General features: G+C 60.7%; 21 protein-coding genes. 12 read left to right on the plus strand and 9 right to left on the minus strand.

Going from position 1 to position 17,652, the window contains the following annotated elements; genetic code table 11:
* The first annotated feature begins 114 nt into the window (after positions 1–114).
* From ACXAG8_RS13350 to ACXAG8_RS13375, 6 genes are all read left to right on the plus strand, one after another.
* Complete coding sequence (locus ACXAG8_RS13350) at positions 115–543, plus strand: Lrp/AsnC family transcriptional regulator (protein WP_475226166.1); 429 nt, start codon at positions 115–117, stop codon at positions 541–543.
* A 73-nt stretch (positions 544–616) separates the two neighbouring features.
* Complete coding sequence (locus ACXAG8_RS13355) at positions 617–1,321, plus strand: lytic transglycosylase domain-containing protein (protein ID WP_475226171.1); 705 nt, start codon at positions 617–619, stop codon at positions 1,319–1,321.
* Positions 1,322–1,390: 69 nt separating this feature from the next.
* The gene (gene flhA / locus ACXAG8_RS13360) at positions 1,391–3,418 is read left to right on the plus strand and encodes a flagellar biosynthesis protein FlhA (RefSeq protein ID WP_475226701.1); all 2,028 of its coding nucleotides are present in this window, start codon (positions 1,391–1,393) and stop codon (positions 3,416–3,418) included.
* Positions 3,415–4,188 carry a flagellar biosynthetic protein FliR gene (locus ACXAG8_RS13365; RefSeq protein WP_475226174.1) on the plus strand — a complete coding sequence of 258 codons (774 nt, stop codon included), beginning with the start codon at positions 3,415–3,417 and terminating at the stop codon, positions 4,186–4,188. Before flhA ends, ACXAG8_RS13365 begins: the two co-directional genes overlap by 4 nt.
* Complete coding sequence (locus ACXAG8_RS13370) at positions 4,185–5,273, plus strand: EscU/YscU/HrcU family type III secretion system export apparatus switch protein (RefSeq protein ID WP_475226178.1); 1,089 nt, start codon at positions 4,185–4,187, stop codon at positions 5,271–5,273. Before ACXAG8_RS13365 ends, ACXAG8_RS13370 begins: the two co-directional genes overlap by 4 nt.
* Positions 5,270–5,662, plus strand: a complete 393-nt coding sequence (locus ACXAG8_RS13375; protein WP_475226182.1) for a hypothetical protein — start codon at positions 5,270–5,272, stop codon at positions 5,660–5,662. Before ACXAG8_RS13370 ends, ACXAG8_RS13375 begins: the two co-directional genes overlap by 4 nt.
* Before the next feature lie 28 nt (positions 5,663–5,690).
* On the opposite strand, the gene ACXAG8_RS13380 is transcribed toward ACXAG8_RS13375, so the two are convergent.
* The 9 genes from ACXAG8_RS13380 to ACXAG8_RS13420 are packed head-to-tail and all read right to left on the minus strand — an operon-like array spanning position 5,691 to position 10,264.
* Entirely contained in the window at positions 5,691–6,221 is a 531-nt protein-coding gene (locus tag ACXAG8_RS13380) for a flagellar basal body-associated protein FliL (protein ID WP_475226188.1), read from the minus strand.
* A 9-nt stretch (positions 6,222–6,230) separates the two neighbouring features.
* Positions 6,231–6,965 carry a flagellar basal body L-ring protein FlgH gene (flgH, locus tag ACXAG8_RS13385; RefSeq protein ID WP_475226192.1) on the minus strand — a complete coding sequence of 245 codons (735 nt, stop codon included), beginning with the start codon at positions 6,963–6,965 and terminating at the stop codon, positions 6,231–6,233.
* The gene (gene flgA / locus ACXAG8_RS13390; RefSeq protein WP_475226197.1) at positions 6,965–7,381 is read right to left on the minus strand and encodes a flagellar basal body P-ring formation chaperone FlgA; all 417 of its coding nucleotides are present in this window, start codon (positions 7,379–7,381) and stop codon (positions 6,965–6,967) included. The genes flgH and flgA overlap by 1 nt, the downstream gene beginning before the upstream one ends.
* A complete protein-coding gene (flgG, locus tag ACXAG8_RS13395) occupies positions 7,381–8,166 on the minus strand; it encodes a flagellar basal-body rod protein FlgG (protein WP_475226203.1) in 786 nt (261 codons plus the stop codon). The genes flgA and flgG overlap by 1 nt, the downstream gene beginning before the upstream one ends.
* Before the next feature lie 21 nt (positions 8,167–8,187).
* Positions 8,188–8,898 (minus strand): flagellar hook-basal body complex protein, encoded by a 711-nt coding sequence (locus ACXAG8_RS13400; RefSeq protein WP_475226206.1) that lies wholly within the window; start codon positions 8,896–8,898, stop codon positions 8,188–8,190.
* Positions 8,898–9,170 (minus strand): flagellar biosynthetic protein FliQ, encoded by a 273-nt coding sequence (locus ACXAG8_RS13405; RefSeq protein ID WP_475226211.1) that lies wholly within the window; start codon positions 9,168–9,170, stop codon positions 8,898–8,900. The genes ACXAG8_RS13400 and ACXAG8_RS13405 overlap by 1 nt, the downstream gene beginning before the upstream one ends.
* Before the next feature lie 3 nt (positions 9,171–9,173).
* Positions 9,174–9,464 carry a flagellar hook-basal body complex protein FliE gene (gene fliE / locus ACXAG8_RS13410; RefSeq protein WP_475226216.1) on the minus strand — a complete coding sequence of 97 codons (291 nt, stop codon included), beginning with the start codon at positions 9,462–9,464 and terminating at the stop codon, positions 9,174–9,176.
* A 12-nt stretch (positions 9,465–9,476) separates the two neighbouring features.
* The gene (gene flgC / locus ACXAG8_RS13415; RefSeq protein ID WP_475226220.1) at positions 9,477–9,863 is read right to left on the minus strand and encodes a flagellar basal body rod protein FlgC; all 387 of its coding nucleotides are present in this window, start codon (positions 9,861–9,863) and stop codon (positions 9,477–9,479) included.
* Positions 9,864–9,874: 11 nt separating this feature from the next.
* Entirely contained in the window at positions 9,875–10,264 is a 390-nt protein-coding gene (locus ACXAG8_RS13420) for a FlgB family protein (RefSeq protein WP_475226708.1), read from the minus strand.
* A gap of 104 nt (positions 10,265–10,368) precedes the next feature.
* On the opposite strand from ACXAG8_RS13420, the gene ACXAG8_RS13425 reads away from it, so the two are divergent.
* From ACXAG8_RS13425 to ACXAG8_RS13450, 6 genes are all read left to right on the plus strand, one after another.
* Positions 10,369–11,688 carry a FliI/YscN family ATPase gene (locus ACXAG8_RS13425; RefSeq protein WP_475226717.1) on the plus strand — a complete coding sequence of 440 codons (1,320 nt, stop codon included), beginning with the start codon at positions 10,369–10,371 and terminating at the stop codon, positions 11,686–11,688.
* Positions 11,689–11,785: 97 nt separating this feature from the next.
* Positions 11,786–12,625, plus strand: a complete 840-nt coding sequence (locus tag ACXAG8_RS13430; protein ID WP_475226223.1) for a flagellar motor protein MotB — start codon at positions 11,786–11,788, stop codon at positions 12,623–12,625.
* A 95-nt stretch (positions 12,626–12,720) separates the two neighbouring features.
* Positions 12,721–14,016: a flagellar hook protein FlgE gene (locus ACXAG8_RS13435; protein ID WP_475226227.1), complete on the plus strand. Its 1,296-nt coding sequence runs from the start codon at positions 12,721–12,723 to the stop codon at positions 14,014–14,016.
* 33 nt (positions 14,017–14,049) lie between these two features.
* A complete protein-coding gene (gene flgK, locus ACXAG8_RS13440; RefSeq protein WP_475226232.1) occupies positions 14,050–15,501 on the plus strand; it encodes a flagellar hook-associated protein FlgK in 1,452 nt (483 codons plus the stop codon).
* Positions 15,502–15,503: 2 nt separating this feature from the next.
* Positions 15,504–16,508: a flagellin gene (locus ACXAG8_RS13445; RefSeq protein WP_475226237.1), complete on the plus strand. Its 1,005-nt coding sequence runs from the start codon at positions 15,504–15,506 to the stop codon at positions 16,506–16,508.
* Positions 16,505–17,602 carry a flagellar basal body P-ring protein FlgI gene (locus ACXAG8_RS13450; RefSeq protein ID WP_475226242.1) on the plus strand — a complete coding sequence of 366 codons (1,098 nt, stop codon included), beginning with the start codon at positions 16,505–16,507 and terminating at the stop codon, positions 17,600–17,602. Before ACXAG8_RS13445 ends, ACXAG8_RS13450 begins: the two co-directional genes overlap by 4 nt.
* The last annotated feature ends 50 nt before the right edge of the window (positions 17,603–17,652 follow it).

Genomic DNA, 17,652 nt, shown 5'->3' on the forward strand with positions numbered 1-17,652 from the left:
AGGCCCCGCACAAAATCCATCCGCATCGGCGATCTGCGTGGCCAACACCCGCGCAAGCCTTGAGTATTGGCGCCCAACCAACATAAAACGGGCCATATCCCGAACGGAGCCGCCATGGATCAGCTGGATCGCCGCATCATAAACGCCCTGCAACATAATGCGCGCGATTCCACCACGCGGATCGCCGCCAAACTGGGCGTTGCCCGCACGACCGTGCACGAGCGTATCGCCCGGATGGAAGATCGCGGCGTCATCGCAGGTTATTCCGTGATTCTGCGCGAAACCGAGGATGCCCCGAAAGTGCAGGTCATCGTACTGCTGGAGGTGCAGCAGAACGAAACAACGCGCATCATCAAAAGGATCGAGACCTATCCCGAGGTAAAGCTGTGCCTGTCGATCAACGGCGAATTTGATTTGCTTTTGTCTGCCGAAGCCCCCCGGATCGAGGATCTTGATATTCTGGTCGATGACCTTGCGCGCATTCCGGGCGTATTGCGCACCAATACCAGCGTCGTTTTTGGCCGCCGGATCGACCGCAATTGAATCGCCGATAACGGTCTGTAAACGGATCATTGGCTAGGCTGCCCGGACCTGAGCAGAATCCGGGACCGGCAGAATGCCACGACACCACATCACGATCGCCTTGCTGGCCGCGCTTTACGGCATGGCACAGCCTGCGCTTGCGCTGACCAAAGCCCGGCCAGACAGTGTTTGCGACCTTGCCGCCCGTCGCGCGGCCCAGTCCGAGGGCGTGCCGCTGAACGTCCTCAGGGCCATTGCCCGCGTCGAAACCGGCCGGACCCGGAACAACCGGCTTGAACCCTGGCCCTGGACGATCAACCTAGAAGGCAAAGGATACTGGTTCGCGTCTGAGGCCGAGGCGAAATCTTACGTGTTCGACATCTTCAAATCAGGGGCCCGCAGTTTCGACATCGGCTGTTTCCAGATCAATTACCGGTGGCACGGCAAGGCTTTTCGATCCATCGACGCCATGTTCGATCCGGACGAAAACGCCACATATGCCGCACGGTTCCTTAAACAGCTGCACGCCGAACTGGGGTCCTGGGACCGGGCCGCCGGTGCCTATCATTCCCGCACGCCCGCGCTGGCCACCGCCTATGCAACGCGGTTTCAGACTGTCCTTGCAGGGTTAGAACCAGACGCCCCCGTGCAACTGGCCGCCAAGGAGCGCGATCCGTTCATTGGCGCGGCCGCACCGCTGATTTCGCATCAGGCGGGCGGCGCAGGCGCCCGGCCGGGCGCGTTGGGGTCGCTCTTGCCTGCGGCTGGCGACGTGCGCGCCTTTATTGCCTTCAACTAGGAGAACCGCGTGCCCCGCATTGATGCCCGTTCGCTTTTTTCCCCGACAGTCCTGCTGGCGCTGGCGCTCATGACGGTCATCGTGATGATGATCCTGCCCATGCCGGCATGGGTGCTGGATGTCGGGCTGGCCGCGTCATTTGCACTGGCAATCCTGATCTTCACGCTGACCCTGTTTATCGAACGGCCCTTGGATTTTTCCTCGTTCCCGACAATTCTGCTGGCGTCGCTGATGCTGCGCTTGTCCCTGAATGTGTCATCCACCAAGCTGATCATCGGCCAGGGTCACACCGGGCCGAACGCGGCTGGTGACGTCATTGAAGGGTTTGCCCAATTCGTCATGGGCGGCAGCATCTTTCTGGGCCTGGTGGTTTTCGGGGTCCTGCTGATCGTGAATTTCATGGTCATCACCAAAGGTGCCGCGCGGATGGCCGAAGTTGGCGCGCGCTTTGCTCTTGATGGAATGCCGGGCAAGCAGCTTGCCATCGACAGCGACATGTCGGCGGGGGCCATCGACCACCAGCAAGCCAAGGAACGGCGCGAGCGTGAGCAACAGGAAACCACATTTTTCGGGTCGCTGGACGGCGCATCGAAATTTGTCAAAGGCGATGCCGTTGCCGGGTTGCTGATCACGCTGCTCAACCTCGTGATGGGGCTGATCATGGGTGTCGCGGTGCACGGCATGCCAATTGCCTCTGCGTTCGAAACCTATGCGATCCTGACGGTCGGCGACGGGCTGGTGTCACAAATCCCGGCCGTAATCATCTCGATCGCGTCCGCGCTGTTACTGGCCAGGGGTGGAACGCAGGGCGCAACCGACAGCGCCATATTCTCGCAACTCGGGCGGCACCCGGCCGCCCTGGGCACTGTTGCGGGGCTCATGGTCTTGTTTGCGCTGGTGCCCGGTCTGCCGTTTCTTCCCTTTATCCTTGGCGCAGCCGTGCTGGGCTTTACCGCCTTTGATGTTCACAAAAAGCAGAAATCACGGACCGAGGCCGCGCAGGCGCAGACCCAGAAGCAAGACCACGAAACACCGCAGGCCATTGGCGACATACTCGACCTTGATGACGTGCATCTGGAATTCGCCCCTGATCTGGTCAGCATGGTCCTGAACCCCGGCACCGGCCTGGATGCCCGAATTGCCAATATGCGCACCTATGTCGCCTCGGGCTTTGGGCTGATCCTGCCCGACATCCGCCTGACAGATCGGGCCGATCTGCCCAAGGGCACCTATGTGATCAAGGTTCAGGGCGTCGAACAAGCGCGCGGCGTTCTCAACCCGGACCTCGTCCTGGCCCTGGTACAGGATGGCCCGGATCTTCTGCCCGAAGGCAACGACGTGACCGAGCCCGTTTACGGGGCGCCGGCCCGCTGGATTCTGCCCAAAGACCAGGAAATGGCCGCGATGAGCGGGGCCACCATCGTTGCGCCGCCCGAAATCCTGGCCACGCACCTGCTTGAGATCATCAAACAGAATTTTGCGCGCCTGCTGACCCTGAAGTCCCTGCGGCGCCTGCTGTCGGAAATGACCCGGCTCAGCGATCCGGTCCGCGCCGAAGCCAACCGCAAGCTGCTGGACGAACTGATCCCCGACAAAGTGCCGATCGACACGCTTCATGCCGTGTTGCGCCTGTTGCTGGACGAAAGGGTATCGATCCGAAACATGGCCCTGATCCTGGAAAGCATCGCCGAGGCGCGGCTGACAACGACGCAGCCCGAGGCCATTTGCGAATTGGTGCGTCAGAAACTCGGGTTCCAGCTTGTTTCCGAAATGAAGCGCGAGGACGGGTCGATCCCGCTGATACAACTGGCACCGGAATGGGAGGAAGCGTTTGCCACCTACCAGATCGAAACGCCCAATGCCGGGCTTGACGTTGCCTTGCCGCCGGATCTGTTCAACCGGCTGGGCGACCAGGTGGTCGGCAGCGTTGCACAATCAAGCGACAATGGGCTGTATCCGGCCCTTGTAACCTCGACCAGGCGGCGCCGGTTGTTGCGGACCATCATGCACGCGCGCGGCATTTCAAACCCGGTCCTGTCCTTTGAGGAGATCGGGCTTGAGGCGCGGCCTGCCCTGGTCGGGACGGTGCCCGCATGATCGCGCTTCCGCCCGAGTTGCTGCACGTCATCGGGCAGAATATCTGGCACCTGTTTGTCGTGTTCTTGCGGGTGTCGGCACTGGTGTCCCTGTTGCCGGCATTTGGGGAAACCAGCATACCGGCGCGGGTCAAACTTGGTTGCGCGGTTGCCTTTACGCTGATCGTGGCCCCGGCGGTTCCGCTGCCCACCTATGAGCCCGGATTGTCCAGCCTGGCCTGGCTGACCGGTTCCGAGGTTTTGGTCGGGCTTGCCATGGGGATGGGCTTGCGCCTGTTCGTTCTGGCGCTGCAAACCGCAGGGTCCATCGCCGCCCAGGCCACATCCCTGTCACAGATCCTGGGGGGTGCCGCGGTCGAACCGGTTCCGGCAATGGGGTATCTTCTGACCATAGCCGGGCTGGCTCTTGCTGTTCTGTTGGGGCTCCATGTCCGCGCGGCCCAATACATGATCAACAGTTACACCCTGTTCCCAATGGGCACCGTTCCGATCGCTGCGGATTTGTCGCATTGGGGCGTGCAGCAAATTGCAAACAGCTTTCGCCTGGCCTTTGGGCTGGCCATGCCCTTTGTCATCGCCTCGCTGATCTACAACCTGGCGCTGGGTGTGATCAACCGTGCCATGCCCCAGCTCATGGTCGCTTTCGTCGGTGCTCCGGCCATTACATTTGCCGGGCTGTTCCTGCTTTTCTCGGGGGCGCCCCTGATATTGTCGGTCTGGTCCGGGGCGTTGTTCGAATTCACGCTCGACCCGTTCGGGTGGTCGCCATGAGCGAGAATGACGACGACAGCGAAAAGTCCTTTGACCCGACGCCGCAAAAACTGCTCAAGGCCCGCAAAAAGGGCGAGGTGGCCAAATCCAACGACCTGACCATGGTTGCCGGGTTTTCGGGCCTGGTTCTTGCCTTGCTGGTCGCGGGGCCCACCGCGGTCAGGCAATTGGGAAATCTTCTCATGGTTTTGCTCGACCAGCCTGACAGGATTTCCGCGCTTTTGGTGTCAGGCCCGTCATCCGCCCTTGTCGGAGGGGTCCTTTCCACCGGGCTTGCCCCGGTTGCCACGGTGTTCGCCATACCCGCCGCAGCAGTTCTGCTGTGTCTTTTTGCCCAGCGCGCCATGGTGTTTGCGCCCGACAAGCTCAAACCCCGCATGTCGCGGATATCACTCATCTCGAACGCGAAAAACAAGTTCGGCCGTGCGGGATTGTTCGAATTTGCCAAGAGCTTTACCAAGCTCCTGATATATTGCATTTGCCTGGCGCTTTTCCTGCATGGCAACCTGGCCACGATCCTCACGGCTTCGGCCATGCCTGTGCAATCATCTGCCCCGCTGATGATGTCACTGCTGTTTCAGTTCATGTTCATCGTAGTCGCTGTCGCCCTGGCCATCGGGTCCATCGACTATGCCTGGCAATATGCCGAGCATATCCGCAAAAACCGGATGTCGCGGAAAGAGATCCAGGACGAAACCAAGGATTCCGAGGGGGATCCGCATATCAAGCAGCAGCGGCGGCAAAAGGCACAGGATATCGCAACGAACCAGATGATGGCGGAGGTCCCCAAGGCAGATGTCGTGATCGTCAACCCGACGCATTACGCCGTGGCGCTGGCATGGTCCCGCGCGCCGGGCGCTGCGCCGGTTTGCGTCGCCAAGGGTGTTGACGAGATTGCCGCGGCCATTCGCACGGCCGCAGCCCAGGCCGGGGTTCCGCTGCATTCTGACCCGCCAACGGCGCGGGCGCTGCATGCAACCGTGGATATCGGCCAGCAGATTTCAGAAGAGCATTACCGACCGGTCGCAGCCGCCATTCGCTTTGCCGAGGCGATGCGCAAAAGGGCGAAGGGACAAGTTGAATGACCCGCAATACGCTTTCGGACCTGTCAGCAGTCACCGGTGCCATTTTCGACCGGGAATACCAAAGCCTGCGCCCGATCCTGGACGCCGAGCGCCGCATTCAGAGCCAACTTGCCAAGCTGGACAGACAGTTGCAGCAGGTCCGGGCCGAAAGCACCCAGGGCACCGGCTATGCAATCACCGGGACCGACATGCTGTGGCACGGATGGGAATCCGCGACACGACGAAAGCTGAACATGGAACTGGCACGTGTGAGGGCCAGCAAGATCGCCGCGATGAACCAACTGCGCGCCGCGTTCGGGCGCAAACAGGCCGTGGCCGAGCTGAACAGACTCAATTCGGAACACCGCCGTCTTGCAAAACTGAAATCACAGGCAGAACAGTCCTTTTGACGCAGGCGCTGAGCCCGGCCTCAGTGCTTCAGGTGTTTTGCCGACTGACGCTCATGATCAATACGCGCGAAACGTCATCGCCCATCGATTTTTTCGCCACTTCCAAAAGGGATCTCTTCAACACGTCCAGATTGTCTGACTCGGTGAAAACACCGGCAAATCCACCCGTATTGGCGTGGTCGAACAGCACCTGCAGGAACCCATCGCGCAACTTGGGCTCGATCGCATAAAATGCCTCGGAGATACCGGGCTTGGCTTCGAGGCTGACCGACAAGGTGACCAGCGCCGCAATCTCGTCCCGCTCCAGAACCGGAACGACAAATTGCTTGGTAAGCTTCAGATATTCGAACTCCGCAGCTTTGCCGGACTTGTCCTTTTTGTCTTTGGCATCTTTTGCCTTTGTCTTGGCCTTGTCCTCGGTCTTGTTCGGTTTTTGATCCTTGGCATCGCCTTCGGCTTCGGTCTGCGCGGTTTTACCCGGCGCCAGAAAGGCGCCGGCCCCGACGCCCGCACCCAGCCCCACGATCAGGAAAATGACAGGAAGTAGTTTTGCAATCACACTGGCACCTCAGAATGGAAGCAGCATATCAAGGACTTGCTGCCCGTATCGTGGCTGCTGCATGTCGGTGATCTGACCGCGGCCGCCATAGGAAACGCGCGCCGAGGCGATCTTGTCATAGGTAATTTCATTCTGCCGCGAGATGTCCTGGGGGCGGACATATCCGGACACCAGCAGCTCGCGCAGTTCGAAATTGACCCGCAACTCCTGGGTGCCTGATATCGACAGGACACCGTTCGGCAGGACGTCGATAACGGTCGCCGCAACACGCAGTGTCAGCTTTTCCTTGCGCTTGACCGAGCCCTTTCCCTGGCTGCTGGACCCGGAATCAATGGATACCGCCTCGTCCAGGGATGCACCTTCCGGAAGCTTGTCCGCAGCGCGCTGCGGCAGCCCCAACAGGCTTGGCACCTCCAGGCTTTCGGACCCTGACCGCGAACGGTTTGTGTCGTTGGAGATTTCGGCCTTTTCGTCCAGTTCAATCACCACTGTCATGATGTCGCCCTTCTTGATCGCCCGCTGGTCACCCAGCAGCGACTGCTGACCACCGCTCCAGAGCGAGGACCGGTCGACCACACGTTGCGACTGAGAATGCAGAGGGAGGCCGGGCCAGAGCATGGCGACATGTTCCGGCGACTCGGTATTTGGTGTCAGGCTGGGTGGTTTTCCCAGATGATCCAACCGCCCGCAGGCCGGTATGGTCAACACGGCGAGAGTTAGCACAAGCAAGTTCTGTTTTGGCATTATCTGACCTCAATCTGTCCGTCGTTTCGAACAACACCTGTCACGCTGGATCGCGAAGACAGGTTCATCACGCGAACCCTTTCCCCGACGGCCGCGCGGCCAAGCGCTCGGCCCTCGGTTGTGATGGACAATCCGCTGGTGACGAAAACCAGTGTCACAACATCGTTGCGGTCCACCAGCGCTGGCGCGCCCACATCGGCCGCGTGAACCGGTCGGCCCGGGTAAAGCGCCACGCGCGCTTCCTGGCCGATCAACAGGTTTGGGTCCGCAACCGCGCCGGCCACATCCATCGGCTTGATCTCGAGGTCCGCGGCTGAAATGACCTGTTTGGGCCGAATCGTGCGGGTCGGGACTACGATCTCAGCCAGGGCGGCGTTTGATATGGCAAGCAGGGCTGACAGGAACAGAAACCGCATCACCGCACCTGTGTCGTGGCGCCCATCATCTGATCGACGGCAGAGATGACTTTGGCATTCATTTCATACCCGCGTTGGGCCTCGATCAGCTCGGTCACTTCACGCACGGCGTCTACTGAACTGTCTTCAAGGTATCCCTGCCGCAGTGTTCCCATGCCGTCTTCGCCCGGGACACCTACCGTCGGCGCACCCGACGCCTCGGTTTCCTTGAACAGGTTGCTGCCGATCGCCTCCAGCCCCTTGGCATTCGAAAAACTGGCCAGGGTGAATTCGCCCAAAAGCTGACCCTCGGCCGTATCATCGAAATACGCATAGACCTCGCCCTCGGCGTTGATAGAGATCGACCGGGCATCGTCGGGGATGGTGATTTCCGGCGCGACTGCAAAGCCGTCCGATGTCACGATCAGCCCTTCGGCCGACCGTTTCAGGCTGCCGTCCCGGGTGTAGGCAGCGGTTCCGTTGGGCAAGGTAACCTCAAGGTAACCGCGCCCGTCGATGGCCACGTCCAGATCGTTGCCGGTGGCCGACAGCCCCCCCTGCGCCAGTTCGATCGTAACCGCGGCGGGCCGCACACCCAGCCCCAGCTGGATGCCGGTCGGCAGGACCGTTCCGTCCGATGCGTTGACCGTCCCGGCCCGGGCCATCTGCTGATAATGCAGGTCAGCGAACTCGGCGCGGCGGGCGTTGTAACCCGTCGTGTTCATGTTTGCCAGGTTGTTCGAAATGGTCTCGACCCGCATTTGCTGGGCGGTCATTCCGGTGGCTGCAATCTTCAAGGCGCGCATGGCGAATTCTCCTGTTTCAATTCAGCGCATCAGCGCCTTGAGGGCCCCGCGAACCCGTTCATCTTCGGTTTCGAGAAAGCTCTGCCCCAGTTCATAGGCCCGCTGGATCTCGACCAAACGGGTGACCTGCTCGATGGCGTTGACGTTCGACCCCTCAAGATAGCGGTGGAGGACCACCGGGTCCTGAACCGGTTCGACATCGCCCTTGGGCCGGAACTGCGTGTTTCCCTCGCGGACAAGATCCAGCGGTGTTTCGGTGCGGTACACGCCGATCTGACCCAGCGCCTGCCCGTTCACACTCAGCGTTCCATCGCCGCCGACATCAATTGATGGGGCGTCCGGGGGAATGAAGACCGGGGCGCCGTTGGTGTCGAGAACACGGTGCCCGTCCAGGGTCACAAGATCGCCCTCGGCATTGGGAGCGAAACTGCCAGCCCGCGTCAGCCGGTTCCCCGCAGGCGTTTCGATCAGAAAGAACCCGTCGCCCTCGATGGCAAAATCGAACTGGCCGCCGGTTTCCGTCAGGACACCCTGCTGCAAAGACGTGTTGCGCACTTCGGCGCGGCTCATCGACATCGACGGGACATTGGGGACATCGCGGACAAATTCCGAAAAGACCAACCCCTGCTGCCTGTAGCCGGTGGTATTGGCATTGGCGATATTGTTCGCGACAAGCCGCATTTCGTTAACAAGGCCGGACTGGCGTGAAAGTGTGACATATGCAGTGTCCATCAGCGGCCACCTCCGATCAGCGGAATTATTGTTGCGGTGAAAAAGGTTACGAGCGTCTGGGTCATGAAGCCCATCGAGACCCAGAAGACGACCACGATTGCGATCAACTTGGGCACGAAGGTCAGCGTCATTTCCTGGATGGATGTCAGCGCCTGGAACAGGCCCACCGTAAGGCCGGCGACCAAAGCGACCGCCAGGATCGGCACCGAGGTGATGACAGCCACCCAAAGCGACTGGCGCACGATGTCATAGAAAAGACCCTCGCTAAGCATGGTTCAGACCGGCATCCGCAGGATTTCCTGATAGGCTTCGACCACCTTGTTGCGCACGATGACGGCGGTTTCGACGGCCAGTTCCGTCTGGGCCAGGGCCTGAACCAAGGCGTGCGGGTCCGCCTGCCCGACCATCGCGGATTCAGCCACCTGCTCGCTGTGCTTCAGCGTTGCCGCGAAATCCTGAAACGTGGATCGCATTTCTGCGCCTGCCCCGGCATGATCCGGGTCAGGCTGGGTGGCGGGGCGGGCCGAGTTATAACTCTGAGCGGCGGTAAAAGGTCGAATTTCCATTCTGGCATTCCCTTATTTTCGTAGCAAATCCATCAGGCTCGCCGACATCTGGCGGGTCTGGTCAAACATCTTGAGGTTGGCCTCGTAACTGCGCTGGGCCTCGCGCGCGTCCGCGATCTCGATCATCAGGTCGACATTCGATCCACGGTAATGACCGGTTTCATCAGCCAAGGGATGACTTGGGTCATGGATGCGGCTCAGCGCGCGCCGGTCAAGTTTGACCCGGCCAGCGGTCACGAGGTCGACACCCTGTTGCTGTTGCGTTTCAAACGGAACGGTCTTGCGCCGGTATCCCGGCGTATCGGCGTTGGAAATATTCTCGGACACATGCCGCAGGCGGGCGGCCTGCGCGCGCAAGGCGCTAGACGAGGCCGACAGGGAGTGTGAAAAATCGCTCATCACACGCCCCTTTACGCTTTGCCAAGGCTGCTGCGCAGCACGTTGATCGACGACCGATAGATTGCCAGCGCGCGGTCATGTTGCCGCTTTACTTCGACGGCTTTGAGCATTTCTTCCTCAAGCGAGACCGCGTTGCCGTTCGGGTCACCCGCATCGCCGACCACATGTTCGGCCCAGACCTGCCCGCCGGATCCGTGGCCGTGCAGATGGCCCCCGCGGGTGGCAACCATGTCCGCCGTCCGGGCGCTGTCGTCGAATGCTGTCTGAAAGGCCTGGATATCGCGCGCCTGGTAACCAGGGGTATCCGCATTGGCCATGTTGCGCGCAATGACGGCCTGCCGTTGTCCGGCATGAGTTGCCAATGCGTACGCTGTCTTAAAGACGTTCAGGTCATAGAACATCGGGGCTTCTCCCTCGATCAATTTCAATCAAGGCTTAACCCCGATTCCTTTAGAAACCGTTTTCAGACACCAGTTGGAGACTCATGATGTCCGATCTCGATCCGATGCTCTTGAAACACGAATTCGACAGGCTGAACCCGGTCCGGCACGTGGGACTGGTGACCGGGGTGGCCCGAGGGGTCATCGAAGTGTCTGGCCTGACGCATCAGGCGCGCATCGGCGACCGGCTAACATTGCAGCGCAAATCGGGCGCGGCGCTTACGGGTGAAGTCCTGCATGTCGGGGCCGATCACATCCACATGATGCCCGGTGCGGCCCCGGACGGCGTCTGCCTGGGCGACCGCGTGGTTTTGGAAACATCCCGCGCCTTTGCCCCCGGTTTGCATTGGCTGGGGCGGGTCGTGGACCCCTATGGTCAGCCTTTGGACGGGCACCCTTTGCTGCCCGGTAGCGCCGAGCGTGACATCATGCAGGCGCCTCCGCGCGCGGTCGACCGCAAACCGCTTGGTGATCGGATGAATACCGGGCTGGCGGTTCTCAATACGATGCTGCCGATCGTTCAGGGTCAGCGCATCGGCTTGTTCGCCGGGTCTGGCGTGGGCAAGTCCACTCTGCTGGCAACATTGGCACGGTCGATGCAAGCGGATGCCGTCGTGATTGCGCTTGTAGGGGAACGCGGGCGAGAGGTGAATGAATTCGTGGAAACAGCGCTGGGCGCCGATGGGCTGGGGCGGGCCGTCGTCGTGGCGGCCACATCGGACCAATCCGCCCTGACGCGCAGGCGATGCGCCTGGTCTGCCATGTCAGTTGCCGAGTATTTGCGCGACCAGGGTCTGAACGTGCTGTTTCTGGTCGATTCCGTCACACGATTTGCCGAAGCCCATCGCGAAATCGCGGTCGCGATGGGCGAATCGCCCTCGCTGCGCGGGTTTCCCCCATCCGTCACCCCCCTGATCGCCGGGCTGTGCGAAAGGGCCGGGCCGGGAACGGCTGACCAAGGCGACATTACCGCGGTTTTCAGCGTTCTTGTCGCCGGGTCGGACATGGATGAGCCGGTCGCCGACATCCTGAGGGGCGTTCTTGACGGTCATGTCGTCCTGAGCCGCGATATTGCCGAGCGGGGGCGGTTCCCTGCAATCGACCTCAGCCGGTCGGTCTCGCGCAGTTTGCCCCGCGCCGCATCCGAAGACGAGAATCGGCTGATCGCCGAGGCGCGCAAGCTGGTTGGCGCCTATGAACAATCCCAGGTCATGATCAAGGCGGGGCTCTATTCCGAAGGCGCAGACCCCGTGCTGGACCAGGCCGTGCGGGTCCATGATGAGCTCGACAGTTTCTTCGGCAAGGCGGAACCGGAAGGCACCGACAACAGTTTCGCGCACCTGTCCCTGATTCTGCGCCGCGCGGCTGCCGCCGGTCCACGATAAAGGGCGGCGGCTGATTTCCGGACAGTTTTAAGTGTTAAGGCGGCCTTAAGGGTCCGGATGCTACATCTTTCCTCGGGTGATTTTACAGGTGGTGGAGATGGGTGCGCAAACCAACGCGGCGCCAATCATCATCAAGAAGAAACGTGTGTCAGGTGGCGATGGCCACCATGGTGGCGCGTGGAAAGTCGCATATGCCGACTTTGTCACGGCCATGATGGCGTTCTTCATGTTGATGTGGCTATTGAACGCGACGACGGAAAAGCAACGCAAGGGGCTGGCGGATTACTTTTCGCCCACCATACCGGTCAATCCGGTATCGGGCGGCGGTGACGGGGCCTTTGGCGGTGACAATATGTTCTCGGAAAAGACCATGGTCATGGACGGGTCCGGGGCAACGAACCGCAACCCCACGGCGTCCAGGCGGGCCAGGGGGTCTGCCGGTGTTGACCCCAAGGGCGGCGGTCCGGGCACGCTGGAAGAATTCACGTCGCTTGAGGCCCGGCTGCTGGGGCGCACCGGCGAAAGCATGGTATCCGACAAGGTGTTCAAGCATATCGTAACGCGCGTGACTGACAGGGGGCTGGTCGTCGAACTGTTCGACACCGAGGACGACGCGTTGTTCGAACCCGGCACCGACCAACCGACGCCTCTGATGCGCACCCTGGCACATCTGATCGCGCGTTCCTCAGACCTTGTGACCAACAGGATCGCCGTTGACGGGCACGTTCGGTCTGCGCCTGTCGTGGTGGCCAGGAAACAGGTCTGGGACCTGTCGGCCCAGCGGGCGCTGACTGTTCGGCAAATGCTGCAGGACAAGGGCGTCACGGCGCAGCGGCTGGACCGGATCACCGGTCACGCCGATCGCGCACTCAGCGACGAAAACCCCATGGCCGTCCGCAACAACCGGATCGAGGTCGTGTTTCTGCGCACGCCCTAGCGCAAACGATAGAACGCATTTTAGCTGTTAGCGCGCTGTTAAGGGGGCGTGCGTTACCTGTTGTTGCAACGACAGACGCAACAAAGGGGCGCGCGATGACCATTTCCTCTTCGCTCAATGCCGGTGTGGCCGCGTTGAAGGCCAACGCTAACAGACTGGCAACGATTTCCGACAATATCGCCAATTCTTCGACCTATGGGTACAAACGGGTCGAAACAGATTTTCATTCGATGGTCACCGCCGGCGAGGGTGGCGCTTATTCGGCCGGTGGCGTCCGGACCACGACACAACGCCTGATCGATCAGCGCGGGTCGTTGGTCACAACCGACAACTCCACGGATCTGGCCGTGCGCGACCGCGGCATGATCCCGGTTATGCAAAGCTCTCAGATCGGGTCCGGCACGACCGAGATGCTGCTGGCAACAACCGGGTCTTTCCGGGCGGATTCAGATGGGTACCTTGTGACCGAATCGGGGCTGGTATTGCTGGGTTGGCCTGCTGCTGCCGACGGCTCGATCCCCTCGGTTCCGCGGGATACGCCTGCCGCATTGCAACCCGTACAGCTAAGCGTCAATCAGCTTTCGGGTTCACCGACAACCGAAATGAACTTGCGTATGAACCTGCCCGCAACGGCAACCGACGCAGGCGCGGCCGGCGATACCCAGCCGTTGTCCGTCGAATATTTCGACAACCTGGGCAAGTCTGAAAGCGTCGATATCGAACTGGTTCCCACCGTTCCCGCGTCGGGGTCCAGCAACGAATGGACCATGATCCTGCGCGATTCGGCCTCGGGCGGGGCGACGATCGGTGAATACACGTTGACCTTCACCGACAGCAGAACAGCCGGCGGAACCCTGGCCAGTGTCACCGCGGTCACCGGCGGCGCCTACGACCCCGCGACCGGCAGTTTCGTCGTCAACGTGGCGGGCGGCCCGATGGAAATCAACATTGGCGAGATCGGCGACGCCAACGGAATTACTCAGCTGTCGGATACATTTGCGCCCGTTTCGATCACCCGTGACGGGGCCGCGGTCGGAACGATGACCAGCGTGGAAGTCGACGAAAACGGATATGTCTATGCCTTCTATGATACCGGCATCAGCCGCCGCATGTACCAGATACCACTTGCCGATGTTCCAAATCCCAACGGGCTGACGGCATTGGACAGCCAGACCTACGCCCCGTCACGGGACAGCGGTACGTTCTTTCTCTGGAACGCGGGCGACGGCCCGACCGGCGACCTGATCTCGTTCGCGCGCGAGGAATCTACGACCGATGTCGCAACCGAACTGACATCCATGATCCAGACCCAACGCGCCTATTCATCAAGCGCCAAGGTGATCCAGACCGTCGACGAAATGCTGCAGGAGACCACGAACATCAAACGCTGATTGTGGCCTGACCCGTAGAAAGGAACCTGATCCATGAACATGTCGACAGCTCTGAACAATGCGCTGAGCGGGTTGAACGCCGCCAGCCGGGGCGCCGCGGTCGTATCCGGGAACATCGCAAACGCCCTGACCCCGGGATATGCACAGCGATCGCTTGAGCTGGCCTCAAGCACCATATCCGGAAACGGGGTCAGTGTCGTTGGCATAACCCGGAACGAAGACCCGGTTCTTATTGCAAACTTGCGCTCGGCCGATGCCGACCTTGGACACAGCGCGGCTGTCTCCGAATTTCATACCGGGTTCGAAAACCTTGTTGGTTCAGGTGATGATTCGGCGTCGATATCCGCCCGGCTTGCGGATTTTGAAAGCAGCCTGATCACCGCCGCCAGCCTTCCGGATTCGGATGAGCGGCTTGACCTGGTCGCGCAGGCCGGTCGCGACCTGGCCACGGCGCTCAATACCGCCTCGGAAGGGGTGCGGCAAATGCGATCGGACGCGGACCGCACGATCAGTTCTTACGTGGACACGCTGAATACGACATTGAAGGATATCGAGGCCCTCAACGCCAAGATACCGGCCTTGCGAAATTCCGGTGGCGACATCTCAAGCCTTCTGGACCAGAGGCAGGCGCTGGTCGACGACGTCAACGCGCTGATCCCGGTAAACGTGATCGCGCGCGACAATGATCGTATCTCTTTGTATTCCGACGGTGGCCTGATCCTTCTGGACAGTTCGGCCGCCGAGTTTTCCTTTTCCCAAACCGGCGATACGATGCCCCATATGACGGTATCGAACGGGTTGCTGTCAGGGCTCGAGCTGGATGGAAACCCGGTACGCGTCAGCGGAGAGTCCGCGCAAATTCGCGGCGGGGCCCTTATGGCCCAGTTCGAAATCCGGGATGAGCTGTCGATTGAGGCGCAAGAGCAGCTCGATACGGTTGCGCGTGATCTTATCGAACGTTTTGAAACACCGGGCCTGGATCCGACGCTGACCGCAGCAGACCCGGGGCTGTTCACGGATGAAGGCAGCCGTTTCGATGCGGCAGCTCCTGCCGGTCTTGCCCTGCGCATCGAACTGAACACCGTGGTCGACCCCGAGGCGGGCGGCGACAGTTGGAAGCTGCGCAGCGGGCTTGGTGCGGCGGCATCGGGCGATCAGGGTGACGCGACCCAACTTCAGGCTTTCAGCACGGTTTTGACAACCGCGCGCGCCGTTTCCGGCGGAACCTTCGGCACCGGCCTCATGCGGGCCGCAGATGTCAACGAAGCCTTGATAACCAAGGCAGGTTCCAACGCGCATACGGCCGAACAGCGCCTGTCGTTCGCGACCAGCTCACAACTGGAGATGGAGGCCATGGTGGCCGAACAGGGCGTTGACACAGATGCCGAGTTGCAACGGATGATGCAGATCGAACAGGCCTATGCCGCAAATGCGCGGATCATTTCCGTCGTTGACGAACTGATGGACACTTTGCTGGGACTTTGACCATGACACTGACCTCAATTGGCGATCTGGCACGGGGCCTGACCCTGCGCACGCGCAGTACGGAAATCAAGACACAGATCGAAACGCTGTCCTATGAAATGTCGACCGGACAGGTGCAGGATCTGTCAGGCCATCTCGGCGGTGACTACTCGCATTTGCTTGACCTTGATCACAATCTTGCACGCCTCGATGCGTTCTCAATAGCAACAGCCGAAGCACAGCTGTTCACCGACGCGACACAACTGAGCCTGACGACCTTTGCTGAATCCGCGGGCGAGGTCACATCCGCCTTGCTGTCCTTTGGCACGTCCAACCAATCGGTCACCCATGAACAGGCCTCGGTTTTGGCCCGGAATGAGCTGGATACAATGGTTTCTGCCCTGAACACGCGGGCGGGCGGGCGCAGCCTGTTTTCTGGTACCGCGACGGATGTCTCAGCCTTGGCTTCCTCTGATGCGTTGCTGGCCGCGCTTGAGGTTGAATTTACCGGATTGACCACTGCAACCGATATCAGGCAGGCCGCCGAAGACTGGTTCAACGATCCCGCCGGGTTTGAGGCGACGATTTACCAGGGTTCTGCAACGCCACTCGCCCCGATGCAGATTTCGGAAAATGAACGTATCAACCTTACGATCACCGCAAATGACCAGACGCTCAAGGATGCGATGCGCGACGTCGCCATCGCCGCACTGGTCGCAGATGACGCGTTGGCCATGCCGACCGACCAACGCACCGCCCTGTTTGTTCAGCTTGGAACCAACCTGGCCAACACGAATTCAGGGATCGTCAACCTGCGCGCGCAAGTCGGCGCCGCCGAGGCACGCGTCGAACAAGCCACGACCCGGAATTCTGCCGCGCAAACCAGTGCGGAATATGCACGCGGCGCCCTGATCGAGGCCGACCCGTACGAGACCGCGGCCAAGCTGCAAACCGTTCAGTATCAACTGGAAAGCCTTTATTCCGTAACCGTTCGCAACGCGAGCCTGTCCCTGGTGAACTTCCTGTGATCCGCGTTTTTGTCTTTCTGCTGTTGATTTGTCCAAGCCTTGCCTGTGCTGGCGCCATTCGCCTCAAGGACCTGGTGGATTTCGATGGGGTGCGCGGGAACGATCTGGTCGGGTATGGCCTCGTTGTCGGGTTGAATGGTACGGGCGATGGGCTCAGGAACTCTCCGTTCACCGAAGAAATCATGTCCAGTATTCTTGAACGGCTTGGCGTCAACGTGAATGGCGAGGATTTTCGCCCCAAGAATGTGGCTGCTGTTTTGGTGACAGCGACATTGCCGCCTTTTGCCCGGGTTGGGGGCCAGATCGACGTAACCGTTTCTGCGATTGGCGATTCCAAGGGCCTTTTGGGCGGGACGCTGGTCATGACACCGCTGAATGCAGCAGACGGGCAGATTTACGCCGTTGCGCAGGGTACGGTCCTGGCCGGTGGCGCAGCGGCCGAGGGTGACGCGGCCGCCGTGGTCCGGGGCGTTCCGACCTCTGGCGTCATTCCTTCAGGCGCGCGGATCGAGCGGGAAATAGACTTCGAGCTTTCGGCCCTGACCCAGATGCGGCTTGCCTTGCGGGAACCAGATTTCACAACCGCCGGGCGGATCGAAAACGCAATCAACTCGGAATTCAACCGGGCCGTTGCGGTCATGCGCGATTCTGGCACGGTCGAACTGAATATTGCGGCGACACAGGCACCTTCGACCGCGCATGCCATCGGGCGGATTGAAAACATCCTGGTCGAACCGGAACGCAAGGCCCGCGTCGTTGTTGACCAAAGGTCGGGAACAATCGTCATGGGGCGCGACGTGCGAATTTCGCGCGTGGCCGTATCGCAGGGCAACCTGACACTCAGGGTCGAAGAAGCCCCGATTGCCGTTCAACCCAACCCCTTTGCGCGGGGTGAAACAGTCGTCGTTCCCAGGACGGTTGCCGACATAGAAGAAGACGAGGGGACCGGTCTTGCGGAACTCCCGGAATCCACGACCCTGTCCGAGGTCGTGGCGGGGCTGAACGCCCTGGGCGTGTCGCCACGGGACATGATCGACATTTTGAAAACCATCAAGGCGGCCGGGGCGCTTCATGCCGAATTCGTTGTACGTTGACGCAAATAAGGTGCCGCGCCTTTGGACGGCAACGTCAACGCAACGGTTTT

It is taken from the genome of Ruegeria sp. ABD4_443, from assembly GCF_056160865.1.

Bases quoted from the DNA above. Each gene is read 5' to 3' on its own strand.
- ACXAG8_RS13350 (WP_475226166.1), top strand. From the start codon at position 115: ATGGATCAGCTGGATCGCCGCATCATAAACGCCCTGCAACATAATGCG.
- ACXAG8_RS13355 (WP_475226171.1), top strand. From the start codon at position 617: ATGCCACGACACCACATCACGATCGCCTTGCTGGCCGCGCTTTACGGC.
- flhA (WP_475226701.1), top strand. From the start codon at position 1,391: ATGACGGTCATCGTGATGATGATCCTGCCCATGCCGGCATGGGTGCTG.
- ACXAG8_RS13365 (WP_475226174.1), top strand. From the start codon at position 3,415: ATGATCGCGCTTCCGCCCGAGTTGCTGCACGTCATCGGGCAGAATATC.
- ACXAG8_RS13370 (WP_475226178.1), top strand. From the start codon at position 4,185: ATGAGCGAGAATGACGACGACAGCGAAAAGTCCTTTGACCCGACGCCG.
- ACXAG8_RS13375 (WP_475226182.1), top strand. From the start codon at position 5,270: ATGACCCGCAATACGCTTTCGGACCTGTCAGCAGTCACCGGTGCCATT.
- flgH (WP_475226192.1), bottom strand. From the start codon at position 6,965: ATGCCAAAACAGAACTTGCTTGTGCTAACTCTCGCCGTGTTGACCATA.
- flgA (WP_475226197.1), bottom strand. From the start codon at position 7,381: ATGCGGTTTCTGTTCCTGTCAGCCCTGCTTGCCATATCAAACGCCGCC.
- flgG (WP_475226203.1), bottom strand. From the start codon at position 8,166: ATGCGCGCCTTGAAGATTGCAGCCACCGGAATGACCGCCCAGCAAATG.
- ACXAG8_RS13400 (WP_475226206.1), bottom strand. From the start codon at position 8,898: ATGGACACTGCATATGTCACACTTTCACGCCAGTCCGGCCTTGTTAAC.
- ACXAG8_RS13405 (WP_475226211.1), bottom strand. From the start codon at position 9,170: ATGCTTAGCGAGGGTCTTTTCTATGACATCGTGCGCCAGTCGCTTTGG.
- fliE (WP_475226216.1), bottom strand. From the start codon at position 9,464: ATGGAAATTCGACCTTTTACCGCCGCTCAGAGTTATAACTCGGCCCGC.
- flgC (WP_475226220.1), bottom strand. From the start codon at position 9,863: ATGAGCGATTTTTCACACTCCCTGTCGGCCTCGTCTAGCGCCTTGCGC.
- ACXAG8_RS13420 (WP_475226708.1), bottom strand. From the start codon at position 10,264: ATGTTCTATGACCTGAACGTCTTTAAGACAGCGTACGCATTGGCAACT.
- ACXAG8_RS13425 (WP_475226717.1), top strand. From the start codon at position 10,369: ATGCTCTTGAAACACGAATTCGACAGGCTGAACCCGGTCCGGCACGTG.
- ACXAG8_RS13430 (WP_475226223.1), top strand. From the start codon at position 11,786: ATGGGTGCGCAAACCAACGCGGCGCCAATCATCATCAAGAAGAAACGT.
- ACXAG8_RS13435 (WP_475226227.1), top strand. From the start codon at position 12,721: ATGACCATTTCCTCTTCGCTCAATGCCGGTGTGGCCGCGTTGAAGGCC.
- flgK (WP_475226232.1), top strand. From the start codon at position 14,050: ATGAACATGTCGACAGCTCTGAACAATGCGCTGAGCGGGTTGAACGCC.
- ACXAG8_RS13445 (WP_475226237.1), top strand. From the start codon at position 15,504: ATGACACTGACCTCAATTGGCGATCTGGCACGGGGCCTGACCCTGCGC.